This window comes from Opitutus sp., assembly GCA_024998815.1.
Lineage (GTDB): Bacteria > Verrucomicrobiota > Verrucomicrobiia > Opitutales > Opitutaceae > Rariglobus.
Genome location: JACEUQ010000001.1, coordinates 326,854 through 350,726 on the forward strand (window position 1 = coordinate 326,854; position 23,873 = coordinate 350,726).

Consider the following 23,873-nt stretch of genomic DNA (forward strand, 5'->3'; position numbering starts at 1 on the left):
CGCCAGTAATCGATGGGTGGGGTGACGGGATCCACGGGAGGGCCAGCTTAGCGCTTGCTCCAATCCAGCATGCGCTGAATCGGCGCGAGGGCGGCGACGCGGATGGGTTCGGGGACGTCGATGACCGGGGCCAGGTTTTTTAGTGCGTCACGGACCTTCTCGATGGTGTTCATTTTCATGAACCGGCAGTCGTTGCAGGCGCAGGAATCGGTGGGGCCGGCGATGAAGGTCTTGTGCGGAACTTCTTTGCGCAACCGGTGGATCATGCCGCTCTCGGTCACCACGATGATTTCGGTGGCCGGGGTTTCTTTGGCGAATTTCACCATGAGCTCGGTGGAGCAGACCTCGTCGGCGAGATCGCGTACCGCCTGCACGCACTCCGGGTGTGCCACAACCGGGGCACCGGGAAACTTGGCGCGGACTTTCTCGATCGCCTGGGTCGTGAACAACACGTGGGCGTAACAACTTCCCGGCCAGAGGCGCATCTGGCGTCCGGTCTGCTGCGAGACCCATTGGCCCAGGTTCTGGTCGGGCACAAAGAGGATGTCCTTGTCGGCGGGGATTTGGTTAACGATTTTAACCGCGTTGCCGCTGGTGCAAATGACGTCGCTCAGTGCCTTCACGCCGGCGGAACAGTTGATGTAGGCGACGACGTAGACGTTGGGATTGGCGGCTTTGTAGGCGGCGAGACGCTCGGCAGGGCAGGAGTCGGAGAGCGAGCAACCGGCTTCCAGCTCGGGCAGCAGCACGGTGCGACCCGGATTTACGATCTTGGCGGTCTCGGCCATGAAGTGGACGCCGCAAAACAGGATGACGTCGGCTTGGGCGGCTTGCGCCTGGTAGGACAAACCGAGGGAATCTCCCACGTAGTCGGCGACCTGCTGAATCGCCTCGATCTGGTAGTTGTGCGCGAGGATGACGGCGTTGCGCGCCTTTTTAAGGGCGAGGATTTCCTCTTGGATCGGCGTCAGTTTAGGCGCGCTGGTGCGAGGTGTAAAAACGATGGGTTCGTAGTCGAGTGCGGGCATGGCGAGGGCGCAAATGACGAACGACTGGTGCCGCGATGTCGATTGCCAAACCGCAGCTTACCGAGCGAGAACCACGGGCTCAGTTCTGCGACTTGAGTTTGGCGAGGATAGCCTTGAATCCGGCCGAGGTTTGCAGGCTCTGCAGGTCGGAATCTTGCGACATCCAGTCGTAGTCCGTGTAGCCACGATTGATCGCCTCTTGGAGCGCGCGAAGGGCATCGGCCTTGCGCTTGGACAGGGCGAGGCTGCAGGCGAGATTGTAGTGGGCGGTGGAGTTTTCGGGCTGCAGCTTGACCAGCTTGCGGTCCATTTTAAGGCCGTCGGCGATCCGCCCCGTTTTCGTGTAGAGTCCGCCGAGCAGTTCTATCACGTCGGTGTACGCAGGTTCGCGGCGCAGCACCGATTCATAGAACGTGATGTCGAACGCCGGGTCTTCTTTGCGCGCCATGGTGATCAGGCGTGGTTTTTGCAGACGCCGGTCTGCTGAAGCACGTTGCAATGGGCGCTGACCTGGAGGCGCTGCGAGACGGGCGTGAGCCCCAGTTTACTGGAAACCGTGCTGCCGTACCACTCCATGAACGGGGCGCTGATTTCGAAGATTTTATTACAATCCACGCAAATCACCTGGGCCACCTGGGCGTTGTCGGTGGTGTTGGGCAGGTAATATTTGATGTTGGTCCCAATATCGACCTCTCGCAGCAACGCGCTCTCGGTCATGATGGGCAGCGTGCGATAGACGGTGGCGCGCGAGACGGAATCATCGATGGCGCGGGCGTGATCGAGCAATTCTTCAGCGGTAAAATGCTCCTTGCGTCCGAACGCGGCCTCGAAAATTGCCAGACGCTGATCGGTCACACGAAGACCTTTGGCGGCAAGGTGGGTTTTGAATTTTTCGCGGGCGGCGGCGTTACTCACCCGCAAAATCTCAGTTTCGTGGGGCGCACTGTCAACTGGTTCGTCGGCGCCCGAAATTAGCGGTCACCGCGCTTGCACGGCAAAGACGGGGCGTGCATCAACCAGCTTCATGACGGTCGGCGTTCATCCCCTCGCGGGTTTCGACAAGCTTCTGCATTACCAAGTGCCGGAGTCGCTGGGCGCGCAGATCGCGGTCGGGTCGCTGGTGCGCATCCCCATTTTTAACCGCCTGCATTTGGGCATCGTGGCCGAGATCGACACGCCCATCGATTTCCCGATCAACCGACTCAAGCGGCTTGCCGAAGTGGTGTATCCGTTTCCTGCACTGCCGCCCGACCTGCAGGCGCTGGCGCGGTGGATGTCGGTTTACTACGCGGCCAAGCATGACTCGATCGTCGAGGCGATGCTGCCTGCGGCGGTGCGCAACGCCGTCAGCCTCAAGCAGGAAAAACTCCTCTCGGTGGCCAGCCAATTGCCGGCGGACGAGCTCGCGCAACTGGTTAAACGCGCACCCGCTCAAGCCAAACTTTACCTGTTCCTCGCCCAGCAGTTTAAACCGCAGAGCAAGTCACTGGTTCTTAATCGGCTCGGCGTGACCGCCGCAGTGGTCGCAGCCCTGGTGAAACGAGGTTTGGTCAACGAAGAAATCAGGCGGGTCGAACGCATCGCTTACGCCGACAGCTGGTCGACCGGTGAGGTGGTCGCCTCCCAACCGCACGCGCTCAATCCCGGTCAACAGTCTGCGGTGGACGCAATTGCCGCGACGTTGGCCGAGGACAAATTTGTCGTCACCTTGCTCCACGGCGTGACCGGTTCGGGCAAAACCGAAGTCTACCTGCGGGCGATTCAAGATGCCCTGAATGCGGGTGGAGGGGTGGTTTTTTTGGTGCCAGAAGTCGCCCTGACGCCGCAGACGGTGGCGCGCTTGCGCGGGCGGCTTGAGGCGATTGCGCCCGGGCAAAAGTGCGTGGTTTGGCACAGCCATTTGAGTGAAGGCGAACGGCTCGACGGCTGGATGTCGCTCGCCACGGGCGAGGCCCGCGTCGTGGTCGGAGCGCGCTCGGCGATCTTTGCGCCGGTGCACAACCTGAAGTTGATCGTGGTCGATGAGGAGCACGAGCCCGCCTACAAGCAGGATGAAACGCCCCGTTACCACGGCCGCGACGTGGCCGTGATGCGGGCGAAGTTGAATAACGCCCTCTGTCTGCTCGGCTCGGCGACGCCCTCGCTGGAAAGTTTCGCCAACGCCCAAGCCGGGAAATACCGCCTGCTTAGGTTGCCCGAACGCGTCGATGCTCGAAAACTGCCGTATATCAACATCGTGGATATGCGCATCGAGGTCGTGCGCCAGCGCGGGTTTACTTCGCTCTCCGGCAAACTGGTGGATGCCATGCACGCCCGCTTCGAGAAGCGTGAACAGACGATCTTGTTTCTCAACCGCCGCGGTTATTCGCCATCCATGCAGTGCACCAAATGCGGCCACGTAGAAGAGTGTCCGCATTGCAGTATCACGATGACCTATCACCGCACCGACGAGCGGTTGCGTTGCCACCTCTGCGGCAAGGAATCGACTGCACCCGCGCGCTGCCCGGCGTGCGGAGCCCCTGAAATCCGCTGGAAAGGCATGGGCACGCAACGGGTCGAAGAAGCCGTGCGTCGCGTGCTGCCCAAGGCGCGTTTGGAGCGCATGGATACCGACACCATGTCGAAGAAAAACCGGTTTCGGGAAATTTTAACCGATTTCCGCGCGGGTAAAATCGATATCCTGATCGGCACGCAGATGATCGCCAAGGGGCTGGATTTTCCCAACGTGACGCTGGTCGGGCTCATCGATGCCGACATCTCGATGCACATCCCCGATTTCAGGGCGAATGAGCGCACGTTCCAACTTCTGGTTCAGGTTGCGGGGCGGGCGGGGCGGGGCGATCGGGCGGGCGAAGTGGTGGTGCAAACGTTCACCCCGCAGGCCGAGACGATCCAGTTTTCGCGCCACGCGGATTTTGAAGGGTTTGCGGCCAGTGAACTCAAGATGCGCAAAGATTTTAGGTATCCGCCGTACCGGCACCTGATCCATCACCTGTTCCGCGGACCGAGCGAAGAAAAGCTTAAGTTTTTCACCGAGCAGTGGGCGCGGCACGTCGAAAAGGAATTGGCCGGACGCGTCGAGTTACGCGGACCCTCGCCCTCGCCGATCGAAAAAATCAAAGACGAGTACCGTTACCAGGTCTGGTATTTCACCAACGGGGTGACGCGGGTGATTGCCGATTTGAACGCTTTGCGCACGGCCTTCAAGTGGCCCGACGACATCACGCAGGTGCTCGACGTTGATCCTGTTAACCTGACGTGACGCGGGGCGCAGTGGGGGAGTACGAGAAGTGCAACGGAGCGCGTCGTGACGACTGTGGTTGATGGCTAATAAAACAAGTTGCGATCTAGGCTGCGGTATTGGATCGCCTCGAGCAGGTGGGGCGACTCGATGCGTTCGGCTGCGGCGAGATCGGCGATGGTGCGGGCGACTTTAAGAATGCGGTCGTAGGCGCGGGCGGAAAGGGAGAGTTGCTCCATCGCCTGCTGAAGCAGGTCGCCAAGCGCAGTGTCGATCACGCAATGCGCGCGAATTTGCGCGTGGGTCATGCGCGCGTTGGATGTGGTGCGAGTGCCTGCGAAGCGGGTCAATTGTCGCTGGCGAGCGGCTTGCACCCGGGCGCGGATGGCCTCGGATGATTCGCCGGGTTTGTCCTGGCGCAGCTCGTTGATCGAAAGTGCGGGGGCCTCGATGTGCAGGTCGATGCGATCAAGGAGCGGACCGCTGATACGGGCGCGGTAACGCTGGATTTGCGACGGAGAACAACGGCATTCGTGGCGCGGGTCGCCGAGGTAGCCACAGGGGCACGGGTTCATTGCCGCGACCAACATGAAGCTGCACGGCAGCGTGACCTTGCCGGCGCTGCGCGAGATGGTCACGTAGCCATCTTCGAGCGGTTGGCGGAGGACCTCGAGGGCGCTGCGTTTGAATTCAGGGAGCTCGTCGAGGAACAGCACACCGTGGTGTGCGAGGGAGATTTCGCCCGGCCCTGGAATAGTCCCGCCGCCCAGCAGGCCGACGTCGGAAATGGTGTGGTGGGGCGAGCGCACGGGGCGGCGGCCGAATACGTGGGCGTCATTACCGGCGAGTGTTTGGCCGGCGGCGGAGTGGATGCTGAGAATTTCCAGCGACTCGTCGAGGGTCGGGGAGGGCAGGATGGTGGGGATGCGTTTTGCGACCATCGATTTGCCGCTGCCGGGAGGGCCAATCATGCACAGATTGTGGCCGCCGGCGGCAGAAACCTCGATGGCGCGGCGCAGCGCGTGTTGACCCTTGATTTCCGAAAAATCGCCTGCGCTCAGATCAGGGCCAACATTGAGCCCGATTGCGGCTGAGTGGGCGACGGCGGTGACCGCGACTTTACCGCTGAGAAAGCGAACCGCCTGGTCGAGGGACGCGATGGGATAAGCGGCTACTCCCTCGACCAGGGATGCCTCTGCTGCGGAGGCCGGCGGCAGCATGATGCCGTGTTTGCCGAGTTTTTTGGCCAGGCGGGCGAGTGCGAGCGCACCACGCACGGGTCGGGTTGCACCGGACAAGCTCAGTTCACCTGCGATGAGGTAATCATCGATGCCGGGGGCGACGAGTTGTTCGGTGGCAATCAGGATTCCGAGGGCGATGGGCAGGTCGTAAAACGGGCCTTCCTTGCGCAGGTTTCCGGGCGCGAGGTTTATCGTTGTACGCGTGCGGGGTGGCTTGAATCCGCTGTTACTCAATGCAGAAACGACGCGGTCATCGGACTCTTTAACGGCGGCATCGGGAAGGCCCACTAGAATAAGTCGAGGGTCGCCGCTTTCGCCTGAGTTCACCTCCACGTGAACCAACTCCGCATCGATGCCTTGAAGGGCTGCTGATGCGATTGTGGCGAGCATCGCGGATCAGCTGCCAGAGGCGGCGTGGCGCTGGGCGATCACGTCGAGGTTGTATTCAATTTTATCGATGTACCGGTTGCGGCCATCGGGCTGGTTGAGGAAGCGGTAAACCCCAAGGAAATCGTGGTCGAATTTGGGCTTCACGACTTTTTCCCAAAACGTCGTGGATCCGCCGGCGAGGTGCGAGGCGGACTTGAAAAGGCGTTGGGGGGCGGGCAGGCAGCGGAAAGCATCCGACTCGGCGAACTCTTGAAATAACAGCCCGAGTTCGTCGGGGTAGTCGTCCGCGGCCATTTGACCGATGTAATCCGCCGTGGCGACCATGCTGGCGAGCACGTGGTCGTCTTTACGATTAAATCGCAGGTTCATTCCGGTGGTTGATGGTCCGGTGCACCGAATCGCCCCGAGCACGATGTCGACTTCTTCGAATTTTAACCCGCGTGTGGGGAGGTGGGAGGCCGCCAATGCGCAACTCCGCAGGACGTGGCAGAACGTGTATTTGGCACCAGTCCCCTCGCGGTCGGAGCGCAATTTAAGGTAGCCGCTGTCGTGATACAGGGCGGCGGTCAGCCCGAGCTCAAATTGCCGATGCGAAAACGGCGGGGATTCATTTGAATTTTGGCGCGCTACGAAAAGATCCATGAAGGCAGCCGATACCTGCAGGGTATGGTGGAAATCATGGTAGGGGAGATCGTTGGCCTGATAATCGGGGTGGTTTCCCGAAAAGAGGTTTTTGCAGTCGGCAAATATGGATCGGATGAATGATTGGTCCGCGCCGGGTGAAATCCCTTCTGCTACCTTCAGTGCGGCCTCGGTGACAGTCGCAGCGCAGGAGGTATCAATCGTGAAGGGAGAGGTAATCTGCGTCATTTAGGGGCAAGATGTTGTGGAGGCGCAAAAGCTTGGCGAAGCAAGTTTCGAGTAATGAATTGCCGAAACCTCGGGCAAGCTCAATTTCTTGGGGTTTTAAACCCATAACCAAATGATTTTAGGACTTACAGGCAGCATGGGCGGAGGAAAATCCACGGCCGCACGTTTTTTTGTGGATGAGGGATTCCGGCTGCTGGATACGGACCGGATTGTTCGCGAGGAATTGCTGACTTCGCCCCCTGTTATCACCCAGATCGCGGCGCGGTTCCCTTCCGCGGTGAACGCGCAAAATGAAGTGCAGCGCCCGATCTTGGCCGGGTTTGTTTTCGCAAATAAGGCTGATCTTCATTGGCTGGAGGGTCTGCTGCATCCGCTCATTTATGAGAAATGGCGCGAGGCTTTCGCGAGTGCACCCCAAGCCGATTGGGTGGTGGAGGCACCGCTTCTTTTTGAGCAAAACCTGGAAAATTGGTTTGATTTCACGGTGTGCGTCGCGACATCGTCCGCCAATCAACTTGCTCGGTTGATAGAGCGCGGAATTACCCAATCGCTCGCCGAGCAGCGTATTTCCACGCAATTGCCTTTGGTTCAGAAAATAGAAAAAGCCGATTTTATCCTGTCGAATGACGGCACTCCGGAAGCCTTGCGCCTGCAAGTTAAGCATCTGGCTGAGCGGCTTCGTCGCACGGGATTACAGCCCATTTCAAAGTAGCTTCAGTTAATTTCACTCATGGACGAATCCGATATCACTAGCTCCGCCGCAGCAGGCTCAGGCAAACCTAAGAAGGCGGTCAAGCGAACCACCCGAGCTGTCTCCAGCACCGCCGCGGTGAAAAAGCCAAAGGTCGTAAAACCTCGCGCCCCCAAAGCCTCCAAATCGGGTTCAAGCTCCAACGCAGAGCCCTCCTTGTTTGAGATCTCCGCACCGCCTCCTGCACCCCAACCCGTGTACCGCGCGCCGGAACCCGCTCCAGCGCCTGCGCCCGCTCCGGTGGCTCACGTTGAACCCCGCGAGGAGCGGGCTGCCCCGGTCATATCGTATGAGCCTCCTCAGGCCCCTGTTGAGCGGCCGGTTTTTGTCCCCTCTTCAGATCATGCTCACGTCGCTCCACCCAGTGTTGAGCCGGCTTTTTTCCCCGTCGAGGCTGCGCCTGAGTCCGGTGCGGTAGCGGCCGCACCTCAGTTCACCGCGCCTGCGGCACCTGCTGAGCACGGTGGTGGTGGTGGTGCACCGCAAGCTGGCGCCCACGACGATGATCGCGGACCGTGGTGGAAGCGCAAAAAGGACAAAAAGGGGAAGTGGAAAGATAAGCAGCAAAATGGAGGTGGACATCAGGGAGGTCATCAGGGCGGCCGCCCCGGTGGCCCTCAGCATCCGCCCCAACCGCCTCCACCTGTTTTACAGGTTAAACATTACGGAGATTTGCCTAACCCCGCCCGCTTTACCGACCTCGATGCCCTCGATACGTTGGCGGCCACATTGAAGGTGGGTAACGGCGCAGAGCCGATCCAGGTGGATAAAATCTACTCGTTTCACCTCTTCGATCTCACGGTATTTGCCCGCAAGCTCGGCTTGGTTTTCGACGTAACGCCCAATCGGCTGCAGGCGCTGGAGGCCATCTTCTTTCATGCCGCCGAACAAAACATTCCCCTAGTTGAGCGCGGCTTTGTCGAACTGACGGACAATGGCTATGGCTTTATCGTGCATGAACAGGCCAACTATCGCCTATATCCAGAAAGCACATACCTGCCTGAAACCCTGATTAAGCGCTTTGCGTTGAAGCGGGGTCATAGCATCGAGGTGATCGTGCAGCCACCGCAACCAGGCGATCGTTGCTTGGCCGCGGTCAGCATCACGTCGGTGATGGGGAAACTTCCCGGTGAAGTTTCCAAGCTCACGCCGTTCGAGGAGTTGGTTCCTTATTACCCGCTGCAGCGCATTTTGCTCGAAGCACCTGAGATTCATAAGGACGTTTCGATGCGTGCGGTGGATCTGCTCACGCCGATTGGGTTTGGCCAGCGCGGACTTCTGGTTGCGCCGCCGCGCACCGGTAAAACCGTGCTGTTGCAAAACATCGCCAACTCGATTTCGCACAACTTCCCCGAGAAAAAGCTCATCCTTTTGCTCATTGATGAACGTCCGGAGGAGGTGACCGATTTCAAGCGCCACACGAAGGGCGAAGTGGTGAGTTCCACCTTTGATGAGGCGCCCGAAAGTCATGTGCATGCCGCTGAGATGGTGATCGAAAAGGCGCGTCGAATGGTCGAGCAAGGTGAGCATGTGGTCATCCTGCTGGATTCGATTACCCGGCTTGCGCGTGCGTACAATGCGTTGGCCGCCAACTCGGGTAAAATCATGTCGGGAGGCGTCGAGGCGACCGCACTGCAAAAGCCCAAGCGGTTTTTCGGGTCTGCGCGAAACATCGAGGGCGGCGGTAGCATCACCATTATTGGTACCGCTTTGGTCGATACGGGCAGTCGTATGGACGAGGTGATTTTCGAGGAATTCAAGGGCACCGGCAACATGGAGTTGCATCTCGACCGTGGGCTTTCCGACAAACGTATTTTCCCTGCGATCAACATTGACCGCTCGGGTACGCGCAAAGAGGAGCTCATTTACCATCCAGAAGAGATGCTTCGCGTCTATGGTTTGCGCCGGGCCATGCAGGGCATACCGGCAGTGGAGGCGATGGACATGTTCATTCAGCGCTTGAAGAAAACCAAAACCAATGCGGAATTCTTAATGAGTTTGAATCGCTAGTCCCCCATTTGCTTTCAGTTCGTAACTTATCCCCGTTTTAGCCCTCTATTACCCCACCGTGACATCCTCCGACGATTTCGTTCTGCAGCTTGCCGTTGATAAAGGCGTGCTCACTAAGTCACAGATCAATGCAGCGAGTGTCCAACTCGCCTCGCACAGCAACCCAAACATTGCACCTCCCTCGCTGGTTGAGGCCCTGATCGCCAGCCGAGTGGTGGAAGCACGCCAACTGAGCAAGTTGCTGGCTGACGAGTTCGGCATGCCCTTGGTTGACTTGCCTGCGTTGCGGGTGCCCAACGTTGAGGCGATGGCTTTGGTCTCTCGGGCTTTTGCTACACGTTACAACGTGTTTCCAATTTCGCGGGAAGGTGGCGTCCTTAAACTCGCGATCGCTGATCCGCTCGATGTGGACGCGATTGATAGTCTAAGTCATGTCATCAAGTTAACCATCGAGCCATCGGTTGCTCCTGCCGGTGATATCAAGCACGCCATAACGCGTTTCTACGGCAAAGATGCCGATGGGCTGAATGCGATGTTGGATGACTTTTCTATTGGGGGCGCGGAGGCGGTTGCCGTTTCCACCGTTCCCGTGGCTGGCATGGCCAACGTTGAAGACGGTGATGCGCCCATCATCAAGCTGGTTCACCAAATCATTCTGGAGGCGATTCAGCGCCGGGCCTCGGACATTCACCTTGAGCCGTTGGAAAAGCGCTTCCGCGTCCGGTACCGAATCGACGGCGTGCTGGTGGAAGTCGAGAGTCCGCCTAAACGGCTTCAGCTCTCCATGATTTCACGCCTGAAAATCATGGCGAACATCTCGATCGCGGAAAAACGCATTCCGCAGGACGGTCGCATTCAGATCAACACGAGTGCTAAGCAGATCGACCTGCGTGTTTCCTCTTTGCCGACCGCGCACGGTGAAAGCATCGTGATGCGTATTTTGGATAAAGATGGACTCCAGTTGGGGTTACCTGAGCTTGGGTTTTTCAGTGATGACCAGGCCATTGTTGAGCGGCTGATCGCGTTACCCGATGGTATCATGTTGGTGACCGGACCGACTGGCTCGGGTAAGACCACCACGCTGTATTCCTGTCTCCATTTCATTAACAAATCCGATCGTAAGATCATCACGGTTGAGGATCCGGTCGAGTATCAGCTGGCTGGTATCAATCAAGTTCCGGTCCGCCATGATGTGGGCATGACATTCGCTTCGGCGCTGCGTGCGATGTTACGTCAAGCGCCCAACATCGTGATGGTGGGTGAAATTCGCGATTTGGAGACCGCTGAAATCGCAATCAACGCCTCGCTCACCGGTCACATGGTGTTTTCCACGTTGCACACCAACGATGCGCCAGGAGCCATTACCCGCCTAATCGATATTGGTGTTAAGCCGTTCCTGGTGTCGACCTCCCTGCGCGCCGCCGTTGCACAGCGACTGGTGCGCAAGATTTGTAAGCAATGTAAAAAGGCATTCACTCCCGATGCTAACGAGTTACGTTCGCTCAACATCACCCCGCAGCAAGCCGCTTCGGCGACATTCATGCGGGGTGAAGGCTGTCAGAATTGCAATGGCACCGGTTACCGGGGGCGTAATGGCATCTTTGAGATGTTCGTGGTGAATGAGGAGATTCAGCGCATGATCTACGAGAATGTCGGTACGGCCAAACTCCGCGATAAGGCCCGCTCCCTCGGCATGCGTACGATGCGTGAAGACGGCGTCCGCAAGGTGCTAGCCGGTCAATCAACGATTGATGAAGTCGTCTCCATCACCGTGGGTGACGCGAGCTAGGTTAATACTAACCATACTCGATTCAAATGAGTTATGAAATGAACGATTTGCTGGAGCTGATGGTGGAGCAAGGTGCTTCAGACCTTCATCTCCAGGTCGGTCAACCGCCTACGCTTCGTCTTAGCGGCGGCATGGTTCCGATTGATGGACCGGCCCTAACTCCGGCCGATACCGAAAAGCTGATGCTGGCGATCACCCCAGATAATCACCAGCAAGGGGTTAAGTTGAATGGTGGAGCTGACTATGGTTTTGCCTATCAGGAAAAGGCACGGTTGCGCGTGAGCATTCTGCGAGCCAAGGGGAATTACGGTTTGGTGCTTCGACAGATCCCTAATAAAATGTTTAGCCTTCGCGAGATCGGCTTGCCCGATAAAGTACGCGAACTGCTCTATCGTCCCCGTGGTTTGATTTTGGTAACAGGTCCGACCGGATCAGGCAAGTCGACCACTTTGGCTTCGATGGTGAATTATATTAACGAGACTCGCGATGGGCACATTATCACCATCGAGGATCCGATTGAATATTACCACCCCCACAAACACTGTATTGTCACGCAACGTGAAGTGGGCGTAGATGTTCCCAGTTTCTCCGAGGCTATTCGACGCGCGTTGCGGCAAGACCCTGATATTATATTGGTCGGTGAAATGCGCGACTTGGAGACGATTGAAGCCGCCATTAGTGCTGCTGAAACGGGACACCTTGTATTTGGGACCCTTCACACCAATGGCGCGGCAAAAACGATCGACCGTATCGTCGATGCATTTCCTGCCAACATGAAGGACATGATTCGCACGCAGCTCGCTTCATCGATCGTAGCGGTCATTTCGCAGGTGCTGTGCCGGAAAATCGGCGGCGGCCGAATTGCCGGTTATGAGATCATGGTTAACACCAACTCAATCGCTGCGCTTATCCGCGAGAATAAGACGTTCCGGATTTCCTCGGATATTCAAACGGGGGCCAATCTCGGCATGATCACCATGGACTCGCACCTGATGAGTTTGGTTAACAACGAGTTGGTTACAGCTGATGAGGCACTCGATAAGGCTCAGGATGTTTTGGTCATGCGCGAGAAACTCCTCGCGATGGGCGCCGAACTCCGCAAACTCTAACAATAAATCGTATCTGCGCTTAACCTCGGTTTTTCCGGTTCTACCCCTATGTTTGAAAGCCACAGTTATACTATTCTCGAGCTTTGCCGTGATCAGCATCTGGTCGCTCCCGCTACGCTTAATGACCTCAATGAGGAGCATAAAGCCACAGGCAAACCGATTGCCACGCTCCTCATTGAGATGGGGTTGTTGGATAAGGAGATGCTCCTCCGTAAGATCGCCGAGCACTTAGGGTTGGAATACCTGGAGGGTAATATAGGCGATATTACGAATGAAGTTGCCAGTTCGATTCAAGCCAACTTGGCCCGTATGTATGGCGTGGTCCCGGTGCGATCAGATGGCTTGAGCATCGATCTAATGGCCATCGATCCCTTTAATAACCAAGTTATCGACGATCTCACCTTTGCGCTCGGCAAGGACGTGCGCATGGTGGTGGTGGATCCAGGCCGTGTTGAGGGGCTGCTTAAGCTTCATTATGGCGAAGACGATGCCACCATTGATGATCTTCTTAAGGAGATATCGGGTGACGATCACGACGCCGGAGCCAAAGGGGGCAAAGATCTTTCGGCCCATGATTTGGAGTCGATGGCCGGACAAACCCCAATCATTCGCTTCGTCAATTTAGTGATTGGTCAGGCGATTCGGGACAAGGCATCCGACATCCATTTCGAGCCCTTTGAGCACGAATTTAAGATTCGTTATCGTATTGACGGAGCGCTCTATGAGATGGCTCCGCCGCCTCCGCACCTCGCGTTGCCAATCGGCTCCCGCATTAAGGTTCTTGCTGGCCTTAATATAGCCGAGCGGCGTATCCCCCAGGACGGCCGTATTAAACTCACTATTGGTGGCCGTCAGGTCGATCTTCGTGTCTCGACTCTACCGACACAGTTCGGCGAATCGATTGTATTGCGCGTACTCGACCAATCGGCCGTGCAATTAGATATTTCCGCGCTCGGTATGCCGACGGATGTTTATGACGGAATTAATGAAATAATTAAGCGGCCCAATGGTATTTTTATCGTTACCGGGCCGACCGGATCGGGCAAAACGACCACGCTTTATTCTGCCCTTCGAGTGATTAATACTCCGGACCTTAAGCTTCTTACAGCCGAGGATCCCGTTGAGTATGAAATCGAAGGAATCATGCAGGTCCCTGTGAATCACAATGTCGGCTTAAGTTTTGCCGCCGCGCTGCGTTCATTCCTGCGCCAAGATCCCGACGTGATCATGTTAGGAGAAATCCGCGACTTGGAGACGGCGCAGATCGCAATCCAAGCTGCGTTAACCGGACATTTGGTGCTTTCAACCCTTCACACCAACGACGCCTCGGGTGCCGTTACTCGTCTTGTCGACATGGGCGTTGAACCGTTCCTCATCGCTTCATCACTTGAGGCCGTGTTGGCGCAACGTCTCGTTCGCCGCATCTGCAAGTCCTGTCGAACGGCTTATGAACCCCCCGCAGTGCTCTTGCAACAACTTGGAATCGACCCGGTGGATATCGGCAATCGCGAGTTCTTCTATGGCAAGGGTTGTGATATTTGCAGTAACAGCGGTTATAAGGGACGTATGGGCGTTTACGAGTGGTTGCGCATGAGCGAGGGTGTGCGCGACTTGGTCGTGGCTCGCGCCTCGACCCTGGTTATAAAACAAAAGGCCCTTGAGCAGGGAATGCGCACCCTTCGGGATGATGGCTTACGTGCAATATTCGACGGCGCGACGTCCATCGAGGAAATCGTGAAGTACACCTAATGAGTTTATTTTCAGTACTATAATACAAGCAATTACCACATTTGATACATTACCCCAAACATGACTAAATTCACCTACAGTGCTATCGAGTCCGCATCCGGAAAAGAAAAGAAAGGCATCGTTGAAAGCGTATCAGCCGAGCAAGCCTCCGCTGAATTAAAGGCCATGGGCCTAATCCCGACGTCCATCGCCGTTGAGGCATCCAGCGCCAAGCCGGTAGCCGTTGCAAAAAAAGAAGTTAAAAAGGCCGCGACTTCGCCTGGTAAGGTTGAGGCTGGCACGGTTAAAAAGAAAAAGCCGGGCATTACCTTTGGACGTATTCTTAATAATCAAGCGCTGACGGTTTTCACCCGCCAGTTGGCCACGCTTGTGAATGCAGGCATGCCGATCATGCGGAGCTTGGAGACGCTTTCGCGCCAAGAGAAAAACCTTCTTTTTAAAGACGTGATTGATTCACTGGTGGACAACATCCGTTCGGGCGGAAACTTCTCCGATGGACTTCTCCAGCACCCCAAGGTTTTCGATCGTCTTTATATTAACATGGTAAAGGCCGGTGAAGCCGGTGGCGTTCTCGGTACGACACTGGATCGCTTGTCTCGATTCATGGAGAAATCCGAAAAGATCAAGGGCAAGGTGAAGGCCGCCATGACCTACCCCGTGATCATCGTATTCGTGGCTGTCGCCATTGTCGGCGCACTTATGGTTTTTGTGATTCCGCAGTTTGAGAAAATCTTCTCAGGCATGTTAAAGGGACAGTCGATGCCGGCTCTAACACTTGCAGTTTTGGCGTTTAGTAATTTCATTAAAAACAACATTATTCTTACTGTAGGCATTGGTGCAGTGGGTTACTTCGCCTTTAAGGCTTGGCACAAAACGGCTAAGGGCACGCGTGCAGTTGACTGGTTCCTCCTGAACGCGCCGGGTGTCGGGCCGCTTTTCCTGAAGTCGTCGATTAGCCGTTTCACCCGCACGCTTGGCACCTTGCTGGCATCCGGCGTGCCGATCCTCCAGGCGCTGCTCATCACGCGCGATACTTCGGGTAACGTTCATGTATCTGACGCACTCAACCTGGTTCATGATCGAGTTAAGGAAGGCGACAATGTTGCCCGCCCGCTTGATTCGACTGGCGTGTTCCCGTCCATGGTTACCTCGATGATTGAGGTCGGCGAGGAAACTGGCGCGCTGCCCGAGATGCTTAACCGCGTCGCTGATACTTATGATGATGAGGTGGATAACTCGGTTGCCGGTCTCACCTCGATTATTGAACCGGTCATGATCGTTTTCATGGCGGTAGTTGTGGGCACCATCGTGATCGCCCTGTTCTTGCCGATCGTTAAGATTATCCAGACGCTATCGTAAGCACGGCCCATGTAGGGCGGAAGGGGCGGCCTTTAATCAGGCGCCACTTCCGCCTGGCCTAGGCGGCGGATTTTGTGGTGTGGCAGTTAGATTGAATAAGCGGGTACGGCGGGCCCCGGTGCTGTCTTGAGGCCTGATCCGGTCGGCTGGGGCGCTATAGGCCCTCCGGCGATAGCCTTCGCGCGACGGATCCCGAGCGCATGTGAGTTGATAATCCTGCATTCGGGCGAATAACCCGAGCAATTGTTCCGGCAGCGGGTAGTCGTCGAGACCGGAACGTTGTAATGCGAGGAGGAGTTCGTGAGTCGCTTCCAGTGTCGAAAGGCAGCCTTCCACGGGTTGTTGTTTGATCACGTAGCGACTCGGTGCCGAGGGCGTGAACATGAGGCGCGGCAGCCTTTGCAGCGAGGGACTGAGTCGAAGCATTTTTTTCGCCAGCGACCACGTTGCATCGAGCAAAAACACGACCAGTTGCCGATCGCCAATGTCGGCGGCTTGGAGGTCGCCTTTCGATAGGTTGCGGGCCCCCGCACTCGGATACACGAGCATGGGAAAGTTGCGTGGATCGTGTATTAACTCCTGAACGGATTCGTGGTCATCGAAGCCGACGCCCATATGGATTTCGCTCTGGGCCAAGCAAAGGTGTGTGAGCCTTCCGGTTGCGGCTTTCTCGTGCTTGAATTCCTTCGGGTGCATGAGGAAAACGAAACGTGTTTTCGATGGCATCGCCGTGATCGATGGACACCAGCAAAGCGACTTGGGCCAAAAACACCGGTAACACGTTTCGCGACTCATGAATGGAAAATGGAATTCGAACTACGCCGTCAATTCACACGCACTCAAGGCATTCCTGAGTTCGGCGATGGATTCAGCGTAGGCCGTTTCGCTGAGCAGGTGCTTGGGATCGGGCATCATGGTGAAAGTGGTTCCCCACGAAGGACCGTCCACGTATTTGGGAACGAGGTGCATGTGCAGGTGCGGAAGTTTGTCCGAGTACGCACCGTAATTGATTTTGGCTGGATTAAAGGCGGACTTCATTGCGCGGGCAGCACTTGCGACATCTTGAGTGAACAGGATGAGCTCCGACTCGGGTAATTCATACAGTTCGTTGATGTGTCCATTGTAAGCAACAATGCAGCGTCCACGATAGGTTTGCTCCTTAAAAAGATAAAGAGTCGAGACTTGAAGCGGGCGACTTCGATCATCAGGTCGGTTAACCGCTGATCTTTGCGGCAGTAGAGGCAGTCGGGGAGGTGAGGCATGGAGGTTTTCGTTGGTTTTTTTCAAACAAGCGGGAGTCGCTTGGTTGGTGCAAAACAACTCAGGATTCTCACCCTCGCGCCTTATAACGAGGGTGATCACGTGAAACCATTATCACACTCCCAATGCCCAGTGCTCTGCGTATGTGGATTCCGGTTCGCCGAATCCCGATTCAACTCCATCCGTAGCAACACACGACATAATCATAATAACGGGGTTTTCTGATCGGAAATCCGTAGTGGAACGCCGAGGGCGTTTTGAGTTCGGCACGAAAGGGCTCAGCACATCAGTTACGTCGATCGCTCCTCCACTCGGTTAATTTCCTGCTTTGTCCCTGCTCCGTTGCGGCGTGTCGCCCGCGATGCGCGCTACTCTAGAGCCTGTCCCAAATTTCCGGATTTTTAAAAAGTGCGCAGAGGTCCATTGGGATTGCGGGCGAACGAGGTGGCACGAATCACCCCAGCGACGTTAAACGGCGGCCCGAATCGATTTTTCCCGCCCCCAAGCGCGGTAGTAAGGTACGGCAAAGCCGGGGCGAGCCCCAGGGTTATTCACATTTTTGCCGGAAAATTGAATTAAGCGGCCAGCGGAAGTGTTATTTCCTCGGCAAGGATTCGTGACACCAGCCAGAGGTTGTGACCGAGTACACTCCAACCCACCGAACGGTAGCGGTTGGCAAACCCTTTACAGCGCAAGCGTCCGCCGAGGCGTTGTTTGAGGATCGCAATGCGCGCTTCGGTCGCCGAACGGCGCCGCTGCAATTGGGCGAAGCGTTTTTCGCTCAAACGCTCCTTGAGCGCGTGCGGATCACGCGGGCATACCGCATCGTAAACGTCTTGTTGCTTGAGCATTGCGGAAGTTTTTTTGGTGGCGAAGCCGCGGTCGGTGCCGACCGCGCTAATCGGCGCACTCAGGTCAAAGCGGTTCTGCCGCGCCAGGCTTTCCTCGAGTTGGCACCATTCTGCCGGAGCCGCGCCCTGGTAGAGTTGCCAGTCGGTGATTAAACCGGAGAGCGCCTCGCTCAACAGCAACGAGTTGCCAAACTCGACTTGGCTCCCTGCTTTGCCGCGAACCAGTACGTTCACATCAAGTTCATGCACGCTGAGGATCTTTTGGTCGTTGGGCACCGGGCGTCCGCCGATGATGCGCTCGTGGGCCTGCTTGATGACGGCGGGCAGTTGGCCGAGCATAGCGTCGATGCGGGTGGTTATCCGCTTGGTTTGGCGTTGGCTGTAATGGGTTTGGCTATACTTCTGCGCCAACAGGTCGCGGTGGCGGCGGGCATGTTCTCCGATCGTGCGTAACAGCGTCTTCATCTTGCGCAGGATCTGTTTACGCGCGCGCTTGGCGTCGTTGCGGCGGCCTGCGTGGGTCATTGACATGCACAACTTGTTCATCTGCTTGGCAAAGCACTCCGGCTCTTCAGGCATACGGTGGAGCAGTCCAGCGCGGCGGATTAAAATCATGGCCTTGAGCAAAGTCTTGGACACATCACGCAACAGCACCCAGTCCACCGGGAAGTGGATGTTGGTCTCCAAGCACGTGCCGTCGATGAGGCAAACATCCATGTCCAGCGGCGCGCTCAACCCGAGTTCAGTGGCGCGATCCTTCTCGCCGCACATCTCCACCAACACTTGCCCCATCCAGCGCACCTGTTCGGCGGTGAAAAACTTCGAGGCCCGCTCCAGCACACTTTTGGACGCCCCCTTGATTCCCTCAAGCGTGCGAACACCGCAAAAATCCGCCAGTAAATCACTTGAGGCAATGCTACGGGAAAGCTCGCGAAAGGATATGTTGCCCAAATGCACCCGCAACACTTCAAAGCGTAACGCTTTGAGCGCAAACTCCATACGCTGGCGTAGTTGTGCGACACTGGCTTGGCCTGCCCCCGCCTTGGCAAAGTCCATCGCCATCGTCTCCAAGTGGCTGCCACGCAACAACGCGTCGAGTCCTTCCAATTGCTGGCGAAACTCGGCGTAATCTTTATTGGCACCGACTGGCGTTAGCGCCGGACGCAACCAGCGTTGCAGGGCAATGGCCGAGGTGGCGGATACGGGTTTTGACTTCATGGCCGATTATAGCGGCTTTTTTTTGACCAAAACCAGGGAATTACCCCTCTTTAGGCATCATTAAACTTATGCTAATAGTTCACTGCTAGGTTTTTATGCTTTCGGGACAGGCTCTACTCTATAGCAAGAGTGGGGCAGGGGTTTATTCCCCGGGCATGACTTCCACTGTTTTGGTAGCGGATTCCTTTCCTTGCATTACCCCTCATTTCGCCCGGATCGTTTGGCTTAACGGTAACGTGTGAGCGGCGAGCGGGAAAGCGTCTATTTCTGGCGGTTAGGAATGCACTTCTTCTTCGGTGGATCTTCTTCCCCTTAAAAAGAGTAATACTCTTCTTCCGTGGGTGGGTTTTCTTCCCTGTCCGGCTGGGGATATGAGGGGTGCGAATGGGTGGAGATTGAACCGGCGGGACGCTTGGCGGATGCACAGCGATGCATCCAACCGGTTCACGCAAGTGTTTGCACTGTGCCGATTTCTTTCTGCCCGACGCGCATAACCGCGAGCGTCAGCGCTACTGCGGGAAGCCGGGATGCCGACGGGCGAGCCGGGCGGCCAGTCAGGCCAAATGGTTGGCGAAGCCGGAGAACCTCGACCACTGGAAAGGCCCAGAAAATGTCCAACGGGTGCAGGAGTGGCGGAAGGCCAATCCGGGGTACTCAAGGCGGAGGGGGCCGCGACGGCGGGTGGCGTTACAAGACATCCCAACTACGCAATCCGTTGTGCACCAGCCTAAAGCCGAGCCGGTCGCCGAGGTGGCGTTACCGAATCCCTGCGTGCCGTTACAAGACAGATGGGAGTCGCAAAACCCTGTGCTCGTGGGGCTTATCGCGCAGTTCGCCGGAGTGACGTTACAAGAGGACCTCGAACCCATGCTGCGACACCTGCAATCCCGGGGGCGGGTGATCCTGGGCATCGACGTCCAGCCGCCCGATTATGCAAAAACAACCGATCGATCGCGAACAACTCCGGCGCACGCCGGCCCAGTTTAGCTGGCTGGACCACCGGCTGGTGCGGGGCAATTACCTGGGGCGGGCCAGTGCCCCCGCCTGGGGACTTTATCTGGTCCTGGTAACCGTGGGTGACGCCGACGGGCTGAGTTACTACGCCACGCGCACCCTGGCCCGGCTGCTCACGCTCAGCGAGGACGGCCTGGTCGAGGCGCGTCGGCAGTTAATCGAGGCCGGGGTGATCGCCTACGCCGCGCCACTTTACCAGGTGCTTTCCTTGGACCGGGGCAGGCCATCGCACACGCTGGCGGTAACGCCGTCGCCGAGCCGGGAGGTGGGGGCGTGATCAATTACGAACTGTATTGCCGGATAAAACAGGCGGAGGCTGCCGGTCACAGTGCGCCGCAAATCACCCGCTCGCTCCAGTTGCACGTGCAGACGGTGAGGCGCTGGCAGGCGCAGGAAAAGTACGCGCGCAGCCAGGCCGCGCAGGTGCCTAGGCCAAGCAAGCTCGACGTGCACAAGCCGGCGATCGCGCGGTGGCTGGAGGCCCATCCGTTCACCGCCATGCAGCTCTGGCAAAAGGTGCGCGAGCGGGGGTACACGGGCGGGTATTCAATTTTGAAAGACTACGTGCGGCGGGTGCGGCCGAGGAACCTGGAGGCGTTTCTTACCCTCAAGTTTGCCCCCGGCCAGACCGCGCAGGTGGACTGGGGCAGCTTTGGCTCGGTGGAGGTGGACGGCACCCGGCGGGCTTTAAGTTTTTTCGTCATGGTTTTGGGCTACAGCCGGTTCCTGCATGTGGAATTTACCCTCGGGCAGGGCCAGGAGTGGTGGCTGGGCTGTCACCGGCGCGCCTTTGAAAAACTCGGCGGGGTGCCGCGCGAGGTGATGGTCGATAACTGCAAGACGGCCGTCCTCTCGCATGTGCCCGGGACCGACCCGGTGTACAACGCCCAGTACCTGGACTTTGCCCGGCACTACGGGTTTACGATAAAAGCGTGCGGGCCGGGGCATCCGCAGTCCAAGGGCATGGTGGAAAACGCGGTGGGTTACGTGAAAAAAAGCTTCCTTGGCGGGAGGCAGATGAATGGGTTTACCGAGCTGGGGCCGGCCGCCAGCTTGTGGCTGGAAACGGTGGCCAACGTGCGCGTGCACGCTGAAACCCAGGGCCGGCCGGTGGACCGGCTGCCCGAGGAGCGCGCTGCGCTCCTGCCGCTTAACCCGGTGGCCAGTCCGGCGGTGCGCACCTTAAGCGTGCGGGCGTCGCGGCGGTGCCGGGTGAGTATCGAAACGAACCGCTACTCGGTGCCCACGAAGTTTGCCGGGGCGCTACTCACCGCGCAGATCGAGGGGGCGCAGGTGAGGTTTTATGCGGACCGCACCCTGGTGGCCGAGCATGCCCGCAGTTTTGCCCGCCGCGCCGATGTGGAAAACCCCGAGCATGTGCGCGAACTCGAGGAGCGCAAACGGCAGGGGGCGCGGCAGCGCCTGCGGCTACGGTTTTTGGAACTGAGCCCGGCGGCACCCGCCTACCAACGGGGGCTGGAGGAGCGCCGGCTCAACGCGGGACACCACCTGGCGACTATCGTGGGTTTGGTGGCCCTGTATGGAACGGAGGCAGTCGGCCGGGCGATCGAAAGCGCCCATGAACTCGGCGCCTACTCCAGCGATTACATCCTCAACTTGCTCGAACAACGCGCGCGGGCCTTGCCGCAAGCCGGGCCGATCCACCTCACCCGCGCCGACGCGTTGGCCGCACTGGAACTCGAACTGCGTCCCCCGGATTTAAGCCCCTATACCCAATGAAAACAGAACCCGAAAAACCCGATTTATTAAAAGACCAGCTCAAGTATCTGAAACTCGGTTACCTGTTGCGTCACCACGGCGAACTGACGGCCGAGGCGGCCAAGGCGCGCTGTTCGCACGCCGAATTTTTACGCCGACTGGTGCAGGCCGAGACCCAGGACCGCCAGATCCGGGCGCTGGAGCGGCGTATCCAGGCGGCGCGCTTCCCGGTCAAGAAAACCGTCGACCAGTTCCAGTGGGACTGGCCCAAGGAGTTGAACGAAGCGCAGGTGCGGCACCTCTTCGAACTGGGCTTTGTCAAGGAGCGCACCAACGCGGTGTTTTGCGGTGGTGTGGGGCTTGGGAAGACACATCTCGCGAGCGCGTTGGGCTACGCGGCCTGCCAGGCGGGTTACACGGTGCTGTTTACGACGGCGGTGGACGCGATCAACGCCCTGGTCACCGCCCAGTCCCTGCACCGGTTGCAAGCCGAGTTGAAGCGTTACATGACCCCTGCGGTGCTCGTGCTCGATGAGGTCGGCTACCTGCCGCTCGACAAGTCGGGGGCCGACCTGCTCTTCCAGATCGTCAGCCAACGCTACGAACGCGGCTCGCTGATCGTCACCACCAACAAGGCCTACAAACACTGGGCAGGGATCTTTAACAACGACGCTGGCATCACCGCGGCGATCCTGGACCGCCTACTGCACCGGGCCCAGACCGTCGTCATCGAGGGCAAATCCTACCGCATGAAAGACCGCCTAGCCGACGAACCTGCAAGCTGACCGGGCCTGATGATCGGCCCCTGGCGGGGCCGGTCATCGGCTTTTACGACAGGTGATTTTGTAACCGCCAGAAATAGACGGTGTTCGCGCCGCCGCTCACAGCAATCACTGAAGAGCAAACGAAGCTATCCGCACGTGGAGCCCAGCGTGAAAAGCCAGGCCAAGTTACGCGACAAAGTGCGGGAAGTGCTAGAGGTGCGCAGCCGCAATCAACCCGCAGTGGCGATGGTCCGAAAGGTCAACCAGATCACTCGGGGATGGGCGACGGCGTTTCATTACGGCAACAGCACGCACGTGTTTAGTAAGCAGCAGGTCTTTGTTCGTAACCGGCTACGCCGATGGCTGTGGCGAAAGTATAGCCGCACCCACGGACTCTTCGAGTTCTTCACCGACGACCGTTTGCATGGTCAATACAAACTATGGCACTGGCCGCTTACGGCGGCTTGGAAGCAATGAACTCCGCTGAAACCAAACCGAAAGAATGGGGACTCGGTAAGCCGTGTGCGGGAAAACCGCTTGCACGGTTTGACGAGGGGGAGGGTCGCGCTGACGGGTTACCGACGCGCGGCTCTCTCTACTCTACTTAACATAACGGCGAGGCGCCCAGGGGCTATCAATGCGCTTTAATGGCCATGCGAATATCCAAGCAGGTACGCTTGGCGTTTTCGATTTCTTCGGCCATGGCGCGGGGGTGAAAATCGGGGTTCTGCGTGTAGGGGTGATCCGCCGGCAATACCCACGGTTCCTCGTCGAGACGGTATTGATTAAGCTCAGAACTAACGCGGGCGTAGTCGAGCAGTTGCAGCAACTGGTCTTTTGCCTGGGCTTGGGGGAGGTATTGGTCGGCAACGCGCTGGTGGATGCTGGGGCTAAACTTCCAGTTCTTGAGCAGGGTCGCGCCGGCTTGATCGCTGCGAAACCCAATGTTGAGCTCCTCCCATTTTTCGCACGGGGTGGTTTTGTCCCACACCAGTTCGGAGCGACCTTTGATCAGCAGTTCGTTGATGACAATGCGTCCGATTCCGTGGAGCAAACCGAGCAGGTAGGCCTCGTCAGGGAAAATCCCCACGCGACTGGCTTGAGCTTCCAAAAACACGCCGCAGAAGTAGCTGTAGGCCCAATAATCGTCTGCGGTCATGCTGTACGCGGGCAGGTCTTTCATGAAGACCTGCTTGGAGAGCGCGGTACCGATCAGGGAGATCACCTGGTTGTAGCCGACCTTGATCAGCGCGGCCTCCACATTGGAGATTTTCGGGCCGATTCCGTAGCGCACGCTGTTGCTCGCACGGATGGCGTTGGCACTGAGCGCACCGTCAGATTGGAGCAGCTTGGCGACATCATCGATGCCGTTGTTGGGGTCGTGCAACATGCTGCCGAGTCGTGAGAGGACGGCCATGTTGCCATTGAGGCTCTCCATCTTGCCGAGGATGCGCAAGTATTCTTCTTTTTCCGAGGTCGAGGCGGTTGAGGGTAAAGCCATGGGAGTAAA

General features: G+C 57.7%; 19 protein-coding genes and 1 pseudogene. 11 read left to right on the forward strand and 9 right to left on the reverse strand.

What is annotated here, in order from left to right; all coding sequences use genetic code 11:
• Positions 1 to 47 precede the first annotated feature (47 nt).
• From nadA to H2170_01370, 3 genes are all read right to left on the reverse strand, one after another.
• A complete protein-coding gene (gene nadA / locus H2170_01360; GenBank protein ID MCS6298739.1) occupies positions 48 to 1,028 on the reverse strand; it encodes a quinolinate synthase NadA in 981 nt (326 codons plus the stop codon).
• Between the two features lie 79 nt (positions 1,029 to 1,107).
• On the reverse strand, positions 1,108 to 1,476 hold the full coding sequence (locus H2170_01365) for a hypothetical protein (GenBank protein ID MCS6298740.1): 369 nt from the start codon (positions 1,474 to 1,476) through the stop codon (positions 1,108 to 1,110).
• Between the two features lie 5 nt (positions 1,477 to 1,481).
• The gene (locus tag H2170_01370; protein MCS6298741.1) at positions 1,482 to 1,943 is read right to left on the reverse strand and encodes a transcriptional repressor; all 462 of its coding nucleotides are present in this window, start codon (positions 1,941 to 1,943) and stop codon (positions 1,482 to 1,484) included.
• A gap of 109 nt (positions 1,944 to 2,052) precedes the next feature.
• Here H2170_01370 and priA point away from each other — a divergent pair, with 109 nt between their 5' ends.
• A complete protein-coding gene (gene priA / locus H2170_01375; protein MCS6298742.1) occupies positions 2,053 to 4,290 on the forward strand; it encodes a primosomal protein N' in 2,238 nt (745 codons plus the stop codon).
• 65 nt (positions 4,291 to 4,355) lie between these two features.
• Here the strand turns inward: priA and H2170_01380 are convergent, their stop codons facing one another.
• Together H2170_01380 and H2170_01385 are read right to left on the reverse strand one after the other, a co-directional pair.
• A complete protein-coding gene (locus H2170_01380) occupies positions 4,356 to 5,900 on the reverse strand; it encodes a YifB family Mg chelatase-like AAA ATPase (protein MCS6298743.1) in 1,545 nt (514 codons plus the stop codon).
• A 6-nt stretch (positions 5,901 to 5,906) separates the two neighbouring features.
• Positions 5,907 to 6,770 carry an HD domain-containing protein gene (locus tag H2170_01385; protein MCS6298744.1) on the reverse strand — a complete coding sequence of 288 codons (864 nt, stop codon included), beginning with the start codon at positions 6,768 to 6,770 and terminating at the stop codon, positions 5,907 to 5,909.
• A 112-nt stretch (positions 6,771 to 6,882) separates the two neighbouring features.
• Between H2170_01385 and H2170_01390 the strand changes: the two genes are divergently transcribed.
• The 6 genes from H2170_01390 to H2170_01415 are packed head-to-tail and all read left to right on the forward strand — an operon-like array spanning position 6,883 to position 15,537.
• Entirely contained in the window at positions 6,883 to 7,482 is a 600-nt protein-coding gene (locus H2170_01390) for a dephospho-CoA kinase (protein MCS6298745.1), read from the forward strand.
• Between the two features lie 18 nt (positions 7,483 to 7,500).
• Positions 7,501 to 9,531, forward strand: coding sequence for a transcription termination factor Rho (rho, locus tag H2170_01395; protein MCS6298746.1), 2,031 nt, complete (start codon positions 7,501 to 7,503; stop codon positions 9,529 to 9,531).
• Positions 9,532 to 9,589: 58 nt separating this feature from the next.
• The gene (gene tadA, locus H2170_01400) at positions 9,590 to 11,320 is read left to right on the forward strand and encodes a Flp pilus assembly complex ATPase component TadA (protein ID MCS6298747.1); all 1,731 of its coding nucleotides are present in this window, start codon (positions 9,590 to 9,592) and stop codon (positions 11,318 to 11,320) included.
• A 26-nt stretch (positions 11,321 to 11,346) separates the two neighbouring features.
• Positions 11,347 to 12,429 (forward strand): type IV pilus twitching motility protein PilT, encoded by a 1,083-nt coding sequence (locus H2170_01405; protein MCS6298748.1) that lies wholly within the window; start codon positions 11,347 to 11,349, stop codon positions 12,427 to 12,429.
• 48 nt (positions 12,430 to 12,477) lie between these two features.
• Positions 12,478 to 14,178, forward strand: coding sequence for a Flp pilus assembly complex ATPase component TadA (gene tadA / locus H2170_01410; GenBank protein ID MCS6298749.1), 1,701 nt, complete (start codon positions 12,478 to 12,480; stop codon positions 14,176 to 14,178).
• Between the two features lie 60 nt (positions 14,179 to 14,238).
• Positions 14,239 to 15,537, forward strand: coding sequence for a type II secretion system F family protein (locus H2170_01415; GenBank protein ID MCS6298750.1), 1,299 nt, complete (start codon positions 14,239 to 14,241; stop codon positions 15,535 to 15,537).
• 36 nt (positions 15,538 to 15,573) lie between these two features.
• Here the strand turns inward: H2170_01415 and H2170_01420 are convergent, their stop codons facing one another.
• The 3 genes and pseudogenes from H2170_01420 to H2170_01430 all read right to left on the reverse strand — a co-directional run bounded on the left by H2170_01420 (position 15,574) and on the right by H2170_01430 (position 18,866).
• Entirely contained in the window at positions 15,574 to 16,332 is a 759-nt protein-coding gene (locus tag H2170_01420) for a DTW domain-containing protein (protein MCS6298751.1), read from the reverse strand.
• Between the two features lie 21 nt (positions 16,333 to 16,353).
• Positions 16,354 to 16,799: pseudogene (locus H2170_01425) on the reverse strand (HIT domain-containing protein).
• Between the two features lie 573 nt (positions 16,800 to 17,372).
• The gene (locus tag H2170_01430) at positions 17,373 to 18,866 is read right to left on the reverse strand and encodes a hypothetical protein (GenBank protein MCS6298752.1); all 1,494 of its coding nucleotides are present in this window, start codon (positions 18,864 to 18,866) and stop codon (positions 17,373 to 17,375) included.
• Between the two features lie 931 nt (positions 18,867 to 19,797).
• On the opposite strand from H2170_01430, the gene H2170_01435 reads away from it, so the two are divergent.
• From H2170_01435 to H2170_01450, 4 genes are all read left to right on the forward strand, one after another.
• The gene (locus tag H2170_01435; GenBank protein ID MCS6298753.1) at positions 19,798 to 20,157 is read left to right on the forward strand and encodes a hypothetical protein; all 360 of its coding nucleotides are present in this window, start codon (positions 19,798 to 19,800) and stop codon (positions 20,155 to 20,157) included.
• On the forward strand, positions 20,154 to 21,620 hold the full coding sequence (locus tag H2170_01440; protein MCS6298754.1) for an IS21 family transposase: 1,467 nt from the start codon (positions 20,154 to 20,156) through the stop codon (positions 21,618 to 21,620). The genes H2170_01435 and H2170_01440 overlap by 4 nt, the downstream gene beginning before the upstream one ends.
• A complete protein-coding gene (locus H2170_01445; protein ID MCS6298755.1) occupies positions 21,617 to 22,384 on the forward strand; it encodes an ATP-binding protein in 768 nt (255 codons plus the stop codon). Before H2170_01440 ends, H2170_01445 begins: the two co-directional genes overlap by 4 nt.
• A 135-nt stretch (positions 22,385 to 22,519) precedes the next feature.
• Positions 22,520 to 22,840, forward strand: coding sequence for a hypothetical protein (locus tag H2170_01450; protein MCS6298756.1), 321 nt, complete (start codon positions 22,520 to 22,522; stop codon positions 22,838 to 22,840).
• Positions 22,841 to 22,997: 157 nt separating this feature from the next.
• Here H2170_01450 and H2170_01455 read toward each other — a convergent pair whose 3' ends face one another.
• The gene (locus H2170_01455) at positions 22,998 to 23,864 is read right to left on the reverse strand and encodes an HDOD domain-containing protein (GenBank protein MCS6298757.1); all 867 of its coding nucleotides are present in this window, start codon (positions 23,862 to 23,864) and stop codon (positions 22,998 to 23,000) included.
• Positions 23,865 to 23,873: the final 9 nt, after the last annotated feature.